The sequence below is a fragment of the Brotocaccenecus cirricatena genome (assembly GCF_020687045.1).
GTDB lineage: Bacteria > Bacillota > Clostridia > Oscillospirales > Oscillospiraceae > Vescimonas > Vescimonas cirricatena.
Window position 1 is genome coordinate 1 of the sequence record NZ_JAJEPW010000059.1, and the last position, 15,866, is coordinate 15,866.

Here is a 15,866-nt window from a genome sequence, read left to right on the forward strand (position 1 = left end):
AAAAGGCTTGCAGTCTGCCGCGCGCATAATTTGTTCGCTGAAAGCGAACAAATTCCACACTTGCAGACCGAGAAGTGTTTTTTGCGACGTACACGCCGCCGCAAAAAACGGATTGCACTTTATTTGCCGCCTGCGGGCGGCAAACTCTGCGAGGCTTTTTTGACAGACTCTGCCGCCGATCCCGCGGGAGCGGCGGCTTTTTGCGCTCTTTTGTGGATACGGCGCGCCGAAGCATTTGATCAAAACGGCCCTGTAAAGTGGAAATATTGGAAGAATACTGAAATATATACAGAATATTCATGGAAGATATTTCCAATAACTTCCTATGCCGTCCACCCGGCACGAACAAACACAAATGTGCGTGTGTTGCGGACGGAATCAGCGGGGCGGAAAAAGGGCGGCTGACATTTTGGCGGATTTGTCCAACACGGACGCAGAGCCAGGAAACTGTTCGTGAGATAAGTACAAAAAACAATGGGTCGTTTATCACGGTGATGTGATACCGAAGCATCGGAAAAAAGCGCCGACCGGCCGTCCACCCGGCGGAAACACCGGAAACGTTTCCTGAAAATCCTTGTTTTTGGAAGAAATTCCTTGCTTTTGCAGGAGAAAGGAGGTATAATTATGCAATCGGAAAGCGCCTCAACACAGCAGGGGAGCGGAACGAAAAAAACAGGAAGGAAGTCGATCGATGAAAAAGACGAGAATGCCGCAGCGGCTGCTTGCTCTGGTATTGGTGCTGATGATGCTCATCAGCGTCCTGCCGGTCAGCGCCATGGCGGCGGAACTGACGCCGTCTGACCCCGAGACCGGGCTGACGGCCATCGATGTGACCAATGAGCTCACAGACAGCGACCGTCTGGCGATCTTCGAGGAGAACATGGACTCCGGCAAGGTGTCCAGGTCCGAGATCCCGGCAGACGACGAAATGGTCAAGGTCATTGTGCAGCTGGATGCAGACAGCCTGCTGGATGTCCGCAACCGCACCAATGCCAGTATGTCCATGCTGGACTTCCAGCAGACGGATGCAGCCAAGGCCCAGCTGAAGGACATCGCCAACCTGCAGCTCTCCGTGATGAACACCATGGAAAGCAAGGGCATTCCCAGCTCCTTCACCTTCAGCTACACCTCCGTGGTCAGCGGCTTTGCCGCCCAGGTGCCTTACGGCAAGATCCATGACATCAAGAATATTGACGGCGTAGAGGACGTGGTGCTGTGCCAGACCTACTACACCGATTCCATGGGCTCCGCCACTCTGGGCCAGGCCCTGACCGCCGCGGAAGTGGCGGCCTACTCCAACAACACCCAGTATCAGGGCGAGGGGATGCTCATCGGCATCCTGGACACCGGCCTGGATGTGAACCACGAGGCCTTTGCCAACGCTCCTGCCGTGCAGAAGCTGCAGAAGTCCAGCCTGTCCAAGCTGCTCTATCAGATCAGCCAGGGGGAGGACGGCAAGACCAACATCACCGCCTACAGCTATGCCGCTCTGTGGTATGCCCAGAAGCACAGCTCCAGCTCCCTGGTGCTGCTGACCGAGGACGACCTGTATAAGAGCGGCAAGGTGCCCTTCGCCTTCGACTATGCCGACGCGGACGCCGACGTGATCCCCTCCGCCGACGCCGTGGAGAAGTACGGCAATGACCACGGCACCCACGTGGCCGGTATCACCGCCGGCAAGACCGTGGACGCCGACGGCAGCGTCACCTTCGCCGGTCAGTCTCCCGAGGCCCAGCTGGCCATCTTCAAGGTATTCTCCGACTCCACCAACGGCGCCTCCACGGATACCATCCTGGCGGCCCTGAACGACGCCCTGCTGCTGGACGTGGACGTGATCAACATGTCTCTCGGCTCCAACGGCGGCTTCGGCCGGGAGGCCGAGGGCGACCTGACCACCAAGTATTACGACCTGGTCAAGTCCGCCGGTATCCTGCTGAACTGCTCCGCCGGTAACTCCTACTCCTCCTCCCAGGGCGGCGCAAAGGGTGACTTCACCTCCGTGTCCGACCCCGACACCGGCATCATCAGCTCCTCGTCCTCCTATGACGCGGCGCTGTCCGTTGCCTCCGTCAACGCCAACGAGACGGCGGCCTTTGTCACCGCCCAGGGCCGCGTCCCCTATCAGGACGTGTCCGGCCACGACTTCACCGCCCTGCTGCTGGGCAATGACAGCTCCAGGACCTATGAGTACGTCATGGTGCCCAACACCGGCGACACCGCCGATTACCAGGGCCTGGACGTCACCGGCAAGATCGCCGTGGTCATGCGCGGCGGCCTGTCCTTCGAGCAGAAGCAGCTCAATGCCGCCTCTGCCGGTGCTGCGGGCTGCATCATCTATAACAACCGCGACGGCTATCTGCTGAACATGGCCGTGGATAACTACAAGATCCCCACCGTGTGCATCAGCCTGGCCAACGGCCAGATGATGGAAGCCGCCCAGGAAAAGACCCTCACCGTCTCCAAGACCGAAAAGGGCTCCGTGGCCATGAGCGACTTCTCCTCCTGGGGCCCCCTGCCGTCTCTGTCCCTGAAGCCGGAGATCACCGCCCCCGGCGGCAGCATCTATTCCTCTCTGCCCTTCGCCCAGTACGGCTACATGAGCGGTACCTCCATGGCGTCTCCGTATCTGGCGGGTGTGTCCGCTGCTGCTTTGCAGTATGTCAACACCCTGATGCCCGGCGCCTCCGATACCGACAAGCAGCTGCTGGTGAACCGCCTGCTGATGAGCACCGCCGACATTCTGTATGATGAAAACGGCGTGGCTTACTCTCCCCGCAAGCAGGGCTCCGGTATGGTGAACCTGGCCGAGGCCGTCACCACCCCCGCCTACCTGTATGTCCGGGGTCAGGACAAGACTAAGATCGAGCTGGGCGACGACGCCGACCAGCTGGGCGTGTACAAGCTGAGCTTTGTGGTGAAGAACCTCACCGGCTCCGCCCTGTCCTATGACGTCAATACCACCGTCCAGACCGAGAGCACCACCTCCGACGGCCTGTACATCGCCCAGAAGGGCTATGTCCTCTCCGCCGACACCAGCGCCATCAAGGTCTCCGGCGGCGCCCTCAGCGGCTCCACCGTCACCGTGCCCGCTAACGGCGAGGCCACCGTCACCGTCACCGTCCGCCTGTCTGACGCGGATCGGGCGTACCTGGCCAAGTTCCCCAACGGCATCTATGTGGAGGGCTTCGTGGAGCTGACCAACAACGACGATCCTGCGCTGTCCGTGCCCTTCCTGGGCTTCTACGGCGACTGGACCAAGGCCCCCATCTTCGAGGACGCCGATATCTACAACGGCCTGGACGAGAAGATGTACGCCACCAACGTGGCCGGTGTTTACGCCATGATGTACGTGGTGAAGCTGGGCATGTATCCCTTCGTGGTTCCCGAGGGCTACGACACCCCCTCCACCTCCGCCGATAAGATCTGCGTGGACCTGGGCGGCGGCAACGGCGTCAGCAACCTGTATTACCTGCAGGCCGGTCTGCTGCGGGCGGCCAAGACCACCAACGTCACCATCACCGACAGCGACACCGGTGAGGTGTACCTCAACAGCGACGGCCTCAATGTCCGCAAGGCCATGTACAACTCCAGCTCCGCCGCTGTGCGGCCCGGCTATGTGGGCGAGATCTTCCCCCCGCTGACCGGCATCCACCTGATCCCCAACAACACCCGCATGACCTACACCGCCGCCGCCTATGTGGACGGCTTCGACGTGCAGGACAACCTGAAGAACACTTATTCCTTCAACTTTACCTCCGACGGTGAAATGCCCTATATCGTCGACCGCGAGAACCTGCAGTTCCGCACCGGCGACGACGGCCGGAAGTACCTGGACGTGACCCTGGCCGATAACTTCTGCCTGGCCGGCGCCACCCTGTACTCCACCCAGTGGAAGACCAACGTCAACAACGGCAAGAAGGAAATGAGCATCGGCTCCAACTACTATGACGGCATCATCCCCGCCCTGAAGGCCGACGGCACCTCTCCCCGGGCTTACGAGGAGTATACCTACACCTTCGACGTTACGGACTTCTATCAGAAGCTCCTGCAGGGCACCTTCTATGTGGTGGCCTACGACTACGCCATGAACCAGTGTGCCTATCGCGTGACCCTGCCTGAAAACGCCGTCACCAAGATCACTCTGGATCAGACCGCTGTGACCCTGCCCCAGAAGGGCTATGTCCAGCTGAACGCCACTGTGACTCCCGACGATGCCACCGACCAGAACCTGGTTTGGAGCTCCTCCGATTCCAGCGTGGCCGAGGTGAAGAACGGCATCGTGGCCGCCAAGGCTCCCGGCACCGCCACCATCACCGTCAAGTCCTCCGTCTGGACCGACGTGAAGGCCCAGTGCCAGGTCACCGTCACCGACGAGGTGGGCGCGGACGTGCCTATGAGCGAGTTCCTGCTGAACACCTCCTCCGTGACCATGCTGGCCGGCACCACCTATACCAATGTCCGGCTGTATGGCTACGCGCCCTTCTATGCCACCGACCTGAACCTGGAGTGGACCTCCTCCGACGAGTCCGTGGTCACTGTTGAGCCCAACGGCGAGGGCGATGAGCTGACCCAGTATGCCAAGCTCACCGCTCTGAAGCCCGGCACGGCCACCGTTACCGCCAAGGCCAAGAACGGCACTGCCTCCTATGACCTGGCCGTCACCGTCACCGAGGCCACCGGCTCCGGCAGCTTCAACATCGTGGGCGACACCCTGGTCAGCTACAGCGGCACCGAGAGCACCGTCACCATTCCCGACGGCGTCCGGGTCATCGGGGAGAACGCCTTCAAGAACAACGACTACATTCTCAACGTCATCTGCCCTGACTCCCTGGAGGAGATCGGCTATCGGGCCTTCTACGACTGCGACAACCTGCAGAGCGTCAGCCTGCCTGAGACCATGAAGGTCATCAACGAGGGCGCGTTCTACTACTGCAAGAACCTAAAGACCCTGGGCCACACCGACGACGGCGTCCTGCCCAAGGGCCTGACCTCCATGGGCGTCAAGGCGTTCTACTTCTGCGAGGCCCTGGAGGGCGACCTGGTGATCCCCGAGGGCGTCACCAGCCTCAGCGCCGGTATTTTCTATAATGCCTACGCCCTGACCAGCATCACCATTCCCGACACCGTCACCTCTATGGACGCAAACGGCGACCAGTTCGCCAACTGCACGGCTGTAACCTCCGTGACTCTGTCCAAGAACCTGACCGAGCTGCCCAAGACGGCGTTCTTCACCTGCAAGAGCCTGAAGCACCTGCCCGACCTGTCCAACGTCACCTCCGTTGGCACCAGCTGCTTCGCCGGCTGCGCCGCCCTGGAGGAGATGGTGATCCCCGAGAGCCTGACCTTCATCGGCGCCAACGCCTTCGCCCGCAGCAGCCTCACCGAGATCACCGTGCTGGGCGATCCCACCGGCCTTGACTCCGCGTTCTACAACAGCCTGAACCTGACCACCTTCGTGGCCCCCAAGCTGACCACCACCGGTAAGCAGATGTTCCAGGGCTGCACCGCGCTGGTGAACTTCATCGTTCCCGACAACGTCACCCTCATCGGCGAGAGGGCCTTCCAGGGCTGCACCAATCTCAAGACCCTGACCTTCCCTGCCTCCTACAAGGCCGAGACCCTGTCCTTCGGTCTGACCCCGTTTGTCAGCTGCCCCGCCTTTGAGGGCTATGTCATCGAGGACGGCGCCAGCATCGTCCGGACCGAGGACGGCACCCTGCTGGCCGGCGGCGGCAAGGTTCTGGTGAGCCTGCCCCAGGACTTCAAGGGCACCTCCTACACCGTGCCTGACGGCGTGGAGACCATCAGCGACTACCTGTTCTATAAGAACACCACCATCACGTCCGTCACTCTGCCCGCCAGCCTCAAGAAGATCGGCACCGCCGCCTTCCAGGGCTGCACCAAGCTGACGTCCATCGCCCTGCCCGATGGCTTCACCACCCTGGGTGAGCACGCCTTCGACGGCTGCTCCGGCCTGAAAACCGTGACCTTCGGCCAGAGCCTGACCGCTGTTCCCGCCTACGCCTTCAGCAACTGCTCCGCCCTGACGGCTGTGGACCTGCCCGCCACCGTGGAGACCGTGGGCGATTACGCCTTCCGCGGCTGCGCCAAGGCCACCGCCCTGTCCCTGAAGGAGGGCCTGACCTCCATCGGCTCCAACGCTTTCTACGGCTGGAAGGCTCTGAAGGCCATCACCATTCCCCAGTCCGTCACCTCCCTGGGCGGCTCCGCGTTCTATGACTGCAACGCCGCCGCTTCCATCGACTGCGGCAGCCTCACCGTCATCCCCGACCGCGCGTTCTACAACGCCAAGGCCGTCAAGACCGTGAAGCTCAGCGACAACGTCACCTCCATCGGTGAGCGCGCCTTTTACTCCTGCTCCCTGCTGGAGACCATCAACTGGCCCTCTCAGCTGAAGACCATCGGCAGGCAGGCCTTCTACTATGCCCGGAAGCTCCAGAATCTGGACTTCTCCGGCACCCAGCTGGAGTCCATCGGCAACAGCGCCTTCTATCAGCCCTATGAGGCCCGGACGCTGGCCTTCCCCGGCACCCTGCAATCCATTGATAGCAAGGCGTTTGCTTATCTGAACTACAACAAGACCGCCTATGTCACCGAGGTCAATATCCCCGCCTCCGTCACCAGCCTGGCCAAGGATGCCTTCTATCTGGCCAGCGGCCTGAAGAACATCGTGGTGGACGCCAACAACCCCGTGTATGCGTCCTCCAACGGCGTTGTCATGCTGAAGGATACCGGCGATATCTACATCTGGCCCCAGGGCAACGAGACCACCGAGTTCACCCTGCCCTCCACCATGACGGAGATCCCCGATAAGATGTTCCAGAACAACACCAGTCTGAAGAAGGTCATCGTTCCCGCCAGCGTCACCAAGGTGGGCAGCTACGCCTTCTCCAGCTCCAAGATCGAGGAGATCTACTTCGAGGATTCCGCCAACGGCCTGACCGTCGGCACCTTCGCCTTCTACAATTGTCCCAATCTGACCAGCCTGCGTCTGCCCTACGGCCTGACCAGCATCGGCGCCAACGCCATTTCCAAGACCGGCCTGGAGACCATTGTCATTCCCGACACCGTCACCGAGATGGGCGGCAGCGCACTGGCTTACAACGACAATCTGAAGAATGTCACCCTGTCCAAGAGCATGACCGCCGTCCCCAGCCGGGGCTTCGTGGGCTGCGAAGCTCTGACGGAGCTGACTCTGCCCGCCTCCATCCAGGATTGCGGCGTCACTGACACCTCCGTGGCCTTCAACGACTGCACCAGCCTGCAGAACATTTATGTGGCCGACGGCTCCCTGTACTTCAAGAGCGTGGACGGCGTCCTGTTCGATAAGAACGGCGCGAACCTCCGCTACTATCCCGAGGGCCGCACCGCCGAGAGCTACCGCATCCCCGAGGGCACCATCCGCGTGGGCGGCAACGCCTTTGCCGGCAACCTGTTCCTCAAGAGCGTCAGCTATCCCACCACCCTGGAGCGCATCGGCACCAAGGCCTTCTTCGGCTGCGAGAACCTGAAGGATTACTACTTCAACGGCATGACCGCTCCTCTGCTGGAGACCACCGTTTCCCTGACCGGAGCCTATGCCAACGTGGCCCTGTACGCCAACTTCGTGGGCCTGTGGGGCACCACCACTACCGGCGGCTTCGTGTACAACGACTGGGGCCTGAACCTGTACTATCCCCAGGGCGCTGTGGGCTACACCGCCTATGTCTGGGACAAGTACTTCAACACCGAAAAGGGCAGCGTCAACATCATGGACGAGAGCTACTTCACGCCCACGGACCTGACCGTCACGGAGACCGGCGTCCGCAACGCCCTGCTGACCTGGACCGCTGCCAAGCAGTCCAACGCCGAGGATATCGTCTATAAGGTGGAGCGCAGCGTGGCTGCCCACTTCCAGGATGATACCCAGGATACCTGGACCTTCGAGGGCTTCGAGACCCTGGCTGAGGGCCTCACTGAGTGCACCTATACCGATACCACCACGCTGCCCTTCGGCCGCAGCTATGCTTACCGGGTCACGGCTTACAGCCTCACCGGCGAGACCGGCCCCGCAGCCATCGGTTATCTGTATATTGATGCCGACCCCAACAACGCCGATGAAATGGCGGTGCTGGAGCTGATCAAGAAGATCGAGGCCCTCAAGCCCATCGAGAATCTGACCAAGGAGGACGAGGCTTACCTGCGCCAGCTGCTGGCCGAGTACAACGCCCTCACCGACGCCCAGAAGGAGCTGGTGTATAACTACGCCACCCTGCTGGCCGCTCTGGAGAAGGTGGGCCACAACCCCGAGCTGAAGAACGCCAAGCCCGCCACCTGCACCGAGGACGGCTACACCGGCGATGAGGTCTGCAAGATCTGCGGCGAAGTCATCACCAAGGGCGAAGTCATCCCCGCCACCGGCCACAAGACCGAACTGGTGGGCGCTAAGGCGGCCACCTGCACCCAGGACGGCTACACTGGCGATGAGGTCTGCACCGTGTGCCAGGAGGTCGTGAAGAAGGGCGAGGTTATCCCCGCCACCGGCCACAAGACCGAACTGGTGGGCGCTAAGGCCGCCACCTGCACGGAAGACGGCTACACCGGCGACCAGGTCTGCACCGTCTGCGGCGAGACCGTGAAGAAGGGCGAGGTCATCCCCGCCACCGGCCACAAGACCCAGCTGGTGGGCGCTAAGGCTGCCACCTGCACCGAGGACGGCTACACCGGCGATGAGGTCTGCACCGTGTGCGGCGAGACCGTGAAGAAGGGCGAGGTTATCCCCGCCACCGGCCACAAGACCCAGCTGGTGGGCGCTAAAGCCGCCACCTGCACGGAAGATGGCTACACCGGCGACCAGGTCTGCACCGTCTGCGGCGAGACCGTGAAGAAGGGCGAGGTCATCCCCGCCACCGGCCACGACACCGAACTGGTGGGCGCTAAGGCGGCCACCTGCACCCAGGACGGCTACACTGGCGATGAGGTCTGCACCGTGTGCAACGAGACCGTGAAGAAGGGCGAGGTTATCCCCGCCACCGGCCACCATTATAAGGATGGCAAGTGCACCGACTGCGGCGAGACCGACCCCAACTACAAGCCCGCCGTCAAGACCGGCGACGACAGCAACACCACCCTGTGGGTCATGCTGCTGACCGTCTCCGCTCTGCTGGCTGCCGCTGTGGTGGTCCTGCCCCGCAAGAAGCACACCCGCTGAATATGACGCCTGTCTCTGATCCGGAGACAGAGTGACCCGCGAGACCCGGAGACCGGAAACGGCCTCCGGGTCTCCGGCATTTTGTACAAAAATTGTTCACAATCCGGACTCGCTAAAACATGCAAATAAATTATTACTGCGCAAAATTCTGCCGACAATAATAGACACTGTGTCGAATTGAACGATGAATGGTGACGCAAAAGCAACATGAACGATGAACTGCGCTGTTTTTAACGATTTAGTACGGTAACGCTTAATACACTGATGTGTTAAAATGACCAACTTGGTTTATACATAAATCCTGATTTGTGTAAAAACTCACAAAGTGTCGTTATAGCGCGAACAAAGTGCTGATTTTTGTATTTGTCGAAATTTCTATAAATTTTGTGGCAAATTACACGACTTTTTCATTGCACTGGACAAGGAAACATGGTATAGTAACCATAGCTGTATCGGACAGGCCGGCTGATAGGGCATCACGGCGGCCCGCACCGATCCGGTATCCAACTTTACCGGTATAAACCGGAGAAAGAGAGAGTACGCATATGAAACACGCGCATACCCTCAAACGGGCGATGGCAGTGCTTCTCGCTCTCGTGATGACGCTGAGTCTCGTGACCCCCACCTGGGCCATGAGCAGCAGCTCCGTTGCGACCAAGGGCGAGAACAACGGTATCACCTGGGAAAAGGTGGACAACATCAAGTTGCCCATCAAGGAAAACGCGGCTGTTGAGGAAGAAGCCCAGCAGCAGTATGCCGACACGGACGTGGTCCGCGTCTCCATCGTGCTGAGCGACCCCTCCACCTTGGACAAGGGCTTTTCCGCGTCCGACATCGCCTCTGGCAGCAAAAAGGCGATGAAGTATCGCGACAAGCTGGAATCCAAGCAGGATAAGATGGCCAAGACCATCTCCAAGAAGGCCCTGGACGGCCAGTCTCTGGATGTGGTTTGGAATCTGACCCTGGCCACCAACATCATCTCCGCCAACGTTCAGTATGGCCAGATCGAGAAGATCGAGAAGATCAAGGGTGTTGATTCCGTCCTGATCGAGACGCAGTATGAGCCTTGCGTGGTCAAGGAGTCGGAGACCACCGACCCCAACATGGCTACCTCCTCCTCCATGATCGGCTCCAGCGTTGCCTGGGCTGACGGTTACACCGGCGCAGGCTCCAAGGTGGCCATCATCGATACCGGCGCTGACACCGATCACCCCTCCCTCAACGGCGCTGCCTACAGCTACGCTGTCAAGGGCCTGGGCATCACCCCCGTCACCGCTGCGGATTACGCTGACAAGCTGGAGAAGCTCAACGCCCTCAAGAAGAACGGCGACCTGAAGGCCTCCGACCTGTATGTCAGCGCCAAGATCCCCTTCGGCTTCAACTACATTGACGCCGATCTGGATGTCACCCACGACAACGACAAGCAGGGTGACCATGGCTCCCACGTCACCGGTATTGCCGCCGGCAACCGCTATATCCAGCAGGCCGACGGTACCTTCGCTCCCGCTCTGGATACCGCTCTGACCCAGGGTGTTGCCCCTGATGCCCAGGTGTACACCATGAAGGTCTTCGGTAAGGGCGGCGGCGCTTACGACTCCGACTACATGGCCGCCATCGAGGATGCCATGATCCTGGGCTGCGATTCCGCCAACCTGTCTCTGGGCAGCGGCAACCCCGGCTATTCCCGCCAGTCTGACGCCAAGTACCAGGCCATCCTGGAGGCCGTTGTCAACAGCGGTATGGTGGTTGCCATGTCCGCCGGTAACTCCGGCCACTGGTTCGAGAACACCCCCTATGCCTATCCCTACGCCGAGAGCGTCAGCTGGGCCACCAACGGCAGCCCCGGCTCCTACACCAACTCTCTGGGCATTGCCTCCGTGGATAACGTGGGCTCCACCGGCAACTATATTGAGTTCGCCGGCACCAAGATGTTCTACAACGACACCTCCGAGGCTCCCATCCAGCCCATGACCGCTCTGGCCGGTGAGCAGCGCTTCGTCTATGTGGATGCCGTCGGCAATCCCGAGGACTTCGCCGCTGCGGGCGATGAGCTCAAGGGCGCCATTGCCATGTGCAACCGCGGTGAAATCAACTTCACCGCCAAGGGCAACAACGCCGTTGCCGCCGGTGCCATCGGCACCATCGTGGTCAACAACGCGGCGGGCACCATCAATATGTCCACCGACGGCTACACCGGCACCGCTCCTTACGTCTCCCTGCTGATGTCTGACGGCCAGATCATCAAGGCCAATGCCGAGAAGAAGGAAGCCAACGGCGTGACCTACTATGTGGGCAAGCTCACCGTGGGCGCCAAGCCCGGCGTGAACGTTCAGACCGCTGATTATTACACCATGAGCGACTTCTCCTCCTGGGGCATTCCCGGCTCCCTGGAGCTGAAGCCCGAGATCACCGCTCCTGGCGGCAATATCTACTCCCTGCAGAATGGCGGCGGCTACCAGAATATGTCCGGTACCTCCATGGCCTCTCCCCAGGTTGCCGGTATGGCCGCTGTGGTGGCCCAGTACATCCGCGCCAACAAGCTGACGGAGAAGACCGGCCTCACCGCCCGCGCTCTGGCTCAGTCCCTGCTGATGTCCACCGCTGTCCCCATGTATCAGGATTACGGCGAGGGCAAGTATGGCTACTATTCCGTTATGCAGCAGGGCGCCGGCCTTGCCAATGTGGGCGCTGCCGTTTCCGCCGGCACCTACATCAAGATGGATAAGAACGCCAACGCCGGCGCTGCCGACGGTAAGGTCAAGGTGGAGCTGGGCGACGATCCCGCCCGCACCGGTGAGTATAACTTCGGCTTCACCATCTACAACCTGAAGGATGCTGCGACTTCCTTCAACCTCAGCGCCGATTTCTTCACCCAGAATGTCCTCACCAATCAGTTCGAGGACGGCTCCGAGGTGAACTTCGAGCATACCTACACCGCTTTGCTGTCCTCCAACGTCACCTGGACCGTGGACGGCCAGATGGTGGAGATGACCGCTCCCGAGGGTCTTGCCAACTGCGACTTCAACGGCGACGGCAAGGTCACCAAGGCCGACGGCCAGGCGCTCCTGGACTATGTCACCGGCGTCCTGGATTCCATCTCCAATAAGGACAACGCCGACTTCGACAACGACGGCAGCATCGACACCTACGATGCTTACCTGTTCTTCCAGCAGCTGAACAAGAGCACCGTGGAGATCCCCGCAAACGGCAGCATCCATGTGGAAGTCAATGCCAAGGTCCTGGGCCTGGACAAGTATGACAAGGCCAGCGACAACACCGGCACCTATGTCGAGGGTTATGTGTACGCCGACGAGGTTGCCTCCGCCGAGGGTGTCAAGGGCGACAGCCACTCCATCCCCGTCCTGGGCTACTACGGCAACTGGACCGATCCCTCCATGTTTGATATCGGCAGCTATCTGGAGTATCATGAGGCCAAGACCGAGTCCCGTGTGCCCTACATGTACGCCTACAACAAGAACGCCACCAAGTATCAGGCCCTGACCGTCCAGTACGCTGGCGATTCCGGCATGTACTACTTCGGCGGCAATCCTTACGTGGATGAGACCTATGATCCCAACCGCGCCGCCATCAACCCGGATACCACCGTCTTTGCCCGTGCTACCTTCTCCCTGATCCGCAACGCTGCGGATGCCCGGGCGACCATCACCGGCGAGAACGGCACTGTCTACTATGATAAGGCGTCCGGTTCTCCCACCGCTGGCGCTTACTACTACAGCAACGGCGGCAGCTGGCGCAATGCTCAGGGCTACATCGGTATCAACAATGCCCCCACCAAGGCTGCTGAGGGTGAGAAGATCACCGTCAAGGTCACCGAGGCTCCCGAGTACTATGTGACCTACGATGCCGAGGGCAATGCCACCACCGATTGGGATGCCCTGGGCGATGGCGCCAGCCAGACCTACACCGCTTTCATCGACCGGACCGAGCCTGTCCTGTCCAACGTGTACTTCAAGGAAGACGTTGAGACCGGCACCCGTAGCCTGGTCCTGACCGCTCAGGACAACCGCTATGTGGCGGCCGCCTTCCTGATCGACTATGACGAGATGTCCATTCTGGACCGCACCGTCGGCTCCCCCGAGGGTGCTGCCGAGGGCGCTGCCACGGATATCTCCCTGAATCTGAGCAAGGCCGAGGGCGTTGACCACCTGCTGGTTCAGGTCGCCGACTACGCCGACAACACCGCCACCTACAAGATCAACCTCAACAAGGAAGAGCTCAGCGGCCCCGTGTCCGTGACTCTGGATAAGCAGTCCATCAAGATGTACAAGGGCGGCACCACTGCCCTGAACGCTGAGGTCAGCCCCTTCGGCGTGAAGCCCGATGGCGTGACCTGGAAGTCCTCCGATGAGACTGTCGCCACCGTCAACGAGCGCGGCATCGTCACCGGCGTCAACAAGGGTACTGCCACCATCACGGCGGCCTCCATCAAGGATCCCACCGCCACCGCCTCCTGCGTTGTCACCGTCCAGACCGTGGACACCACCCTGGTGGGCGCACTGATGGATACCAACGGCGATGCCCAGTTCTACACCTGGGATATGGAGCACGACACCACCTGGAAGAAGCTGGTTGCCTTTGAATCCCTGAAGACCGTTTCCTCCACCACCTTCGACTATCGCAACGGCGTAGTCTACGTGGAGGACGGCGAGGGCTTCGACCTGCACGTACTGGACCTGGATACCGGCAAGACCCTGGCCGACTACAACGGCTTCGAGGGCGACATCCCCATGTGGGATATGGAGTACAGCATGGTCTTCTCCACCGAGGCCAATCCTCTGCTGGCCAGCGCGTACTACACCTACTTCCTGCCTCCCAAGTCTCCCACCAACATGGATCTGTCTGCCTTTAACTTCCAGATTTATCTGCTGTTCGTGGCTGACGCTTCCTACTTCACCTCCATCACCTCCGTTGGCTCCGTCATGGTGGATGCCGATGAGGACGATGTTGAGGAGACCCTGGCTGAAATGTTCCTGCTGACGGATGACGTCGGCAACATCTGGGCCATCGAAGCCTTCCCCGAGGTGGATCCTGATACCGGCGAGGAGAGCTGGAGCGCTTTCCTGAAGATCATGAAATCCAACCTGGCTGACATCGGCTATGCCGCCAATCCCACCGACGAGGGCGACATGTATGACTCCCTGTATGCCACCGTTGAGAATGAGGAGCTGGTTCTGTACCTGGCCAACTGCACCGGCGACGCCAGCCATGTCTACCGCATCCTCCTGAATGAGGACACTGGTAAGTGGGAAGCTGCCGACATCGGCAACTTCGGCGACGGCGTGTGGCCCGCCACCCTGCTGGGCACCATCGACCACAACCAGCAGGCCACCGATGCTCTGGTGGAGGCTATGAACAACGGCACCGTCTATACCGCTGAGTCCGTCAAGCTGAATCCCGCCCAGGTCCAGCGCTACAACGGCGCCGAGACCCAGGCTGCCAACGGCTCCCTGAACGCCGCTGCCCCCGTGGCTACCCTGGTGAACCTGCCTATGGGTGAGGCCGCCGAGACTGCCACCGCCTCCAACGTCACCGTGTCCGCCGATGAGAAGACCGTCACCGTCAACGTCCTGGCCAAGGATGCTGCCACCAACGGCCTGTTCACCGTGGATTACGATGCCGCCAACCTGACCCTGACCAACGTGGCCTTCAACACCCAGTACAGCTCCTACAAGGATGCTTCCGGCAAGGTCACCCTGGGCTATGTGGATCTGAACGGCGTGACCGCCGGTTCCACCGTGGCCACCCTGACCTTCACCGTCAATGATCCCACCGCTCTGGACAAGATCAACGTCACCGTTACCGAGACCGAGCGCAACGATCAGACCGTGAACAACGCCGAGACTCTGGCTGCTGACCTGCACACCGAGACCGAGACCGTGAACGCCAAGGCCGCCACCTGCACCGAGGATGGCTACACCGGCGACGTGGTCTGCAAGGCCTGCGGCAAGGTCATCACCAAGGGCGAGGTCATCCCCGCTCTGGGTCACAAGATCGAGCTGGTGGGTGCTAAGGAGCCCACCTGCACCGAGGATGGCTACACCGGCGACGAAGTCTGCACCGTCTGCGGCGAGATTGTGAAGAAGGGCGAGGTCATCCCCGCTCTGGGTCACAAGATCAAGCTGGTGGGTGCTAAGGAGCCCACCTGCACCGAGGACGGCTACACCGGCGACGAAGTCTGCACCATCTGCGGCGAGATTGTGAAGAAGGGCGAGGTCATCAAGGCCACCGGCCATCAGTACAAGGATGGCAAGTGCACCGTCTGCGGCGCCGCTGATCCCAACTACAAGCCCTCTGTCAAGACTGGCGACGAGAGCAACACCGCCCTGTGGGTCCTGGTGATGGCTTCCGCTGCTCTGCTGGCTGCCGCTGTTGTGGTTCTGCCCCGCAAGAAGCACTCCCGCTAAACGGAAAAACAGCCTGGGATGATCTCCATCCCACGAGCTGAGATGCCCCACCCCCTATAGAGCCAGCCCCCGGCGGATTCCGCCGGGGGCTGGCTATTTTTGCGACGTACACGCCGCCGCAAAAAACGGATTGCACTTGATTTGCCGCCTGCGGGCGGCAAACGGTGCGAAGCGCTTGCCGGGCTGGATACTGCACAAAAATAGCCTGTGGGCGGCAGCTTTGGCTGCCG

At 60.7% G+C, this 15,866-nt stretch carries 3 protein-coding genes; all 3 read left to right on the forward strand.

Annotated elements, in window-relative coordinates; translation table 11 throughout:
- On the forward strand, positions 1-405 hold a 405-nt coding region (locus LKD37_RS14160), incomplete at its 5' end, for a hypothetical protein (protein WP_302929786.1).
- Positions 406-691: 286 nt separating this feature from the next.
- Positions 692-9,211, forward strand: a complete 8,520-nt coding sequence (locus tag LKD37_RS14165; RefSeq protein ID WP_302929787.1) for a leucine-rich repeat protein — start codon at positions 692-694, stop codon at positions 9,209-9,211.
- Between the two features lie 545 nt (positions 9,212-9,756).
- Positions 9,757-15,636: a S8 family serine peptidase gene (locus tag LKD37_RS14170; protein WP_302929788.1), complete on the forward strand. Its 5,880-nt coding sequence runs from the start codon at positions 9,757-9,759 to the stop codon at positions 15,634-15,636.
- The last annotated feature ends 230 nt before the right edge of the window (positions 15,637-15,866 follow it).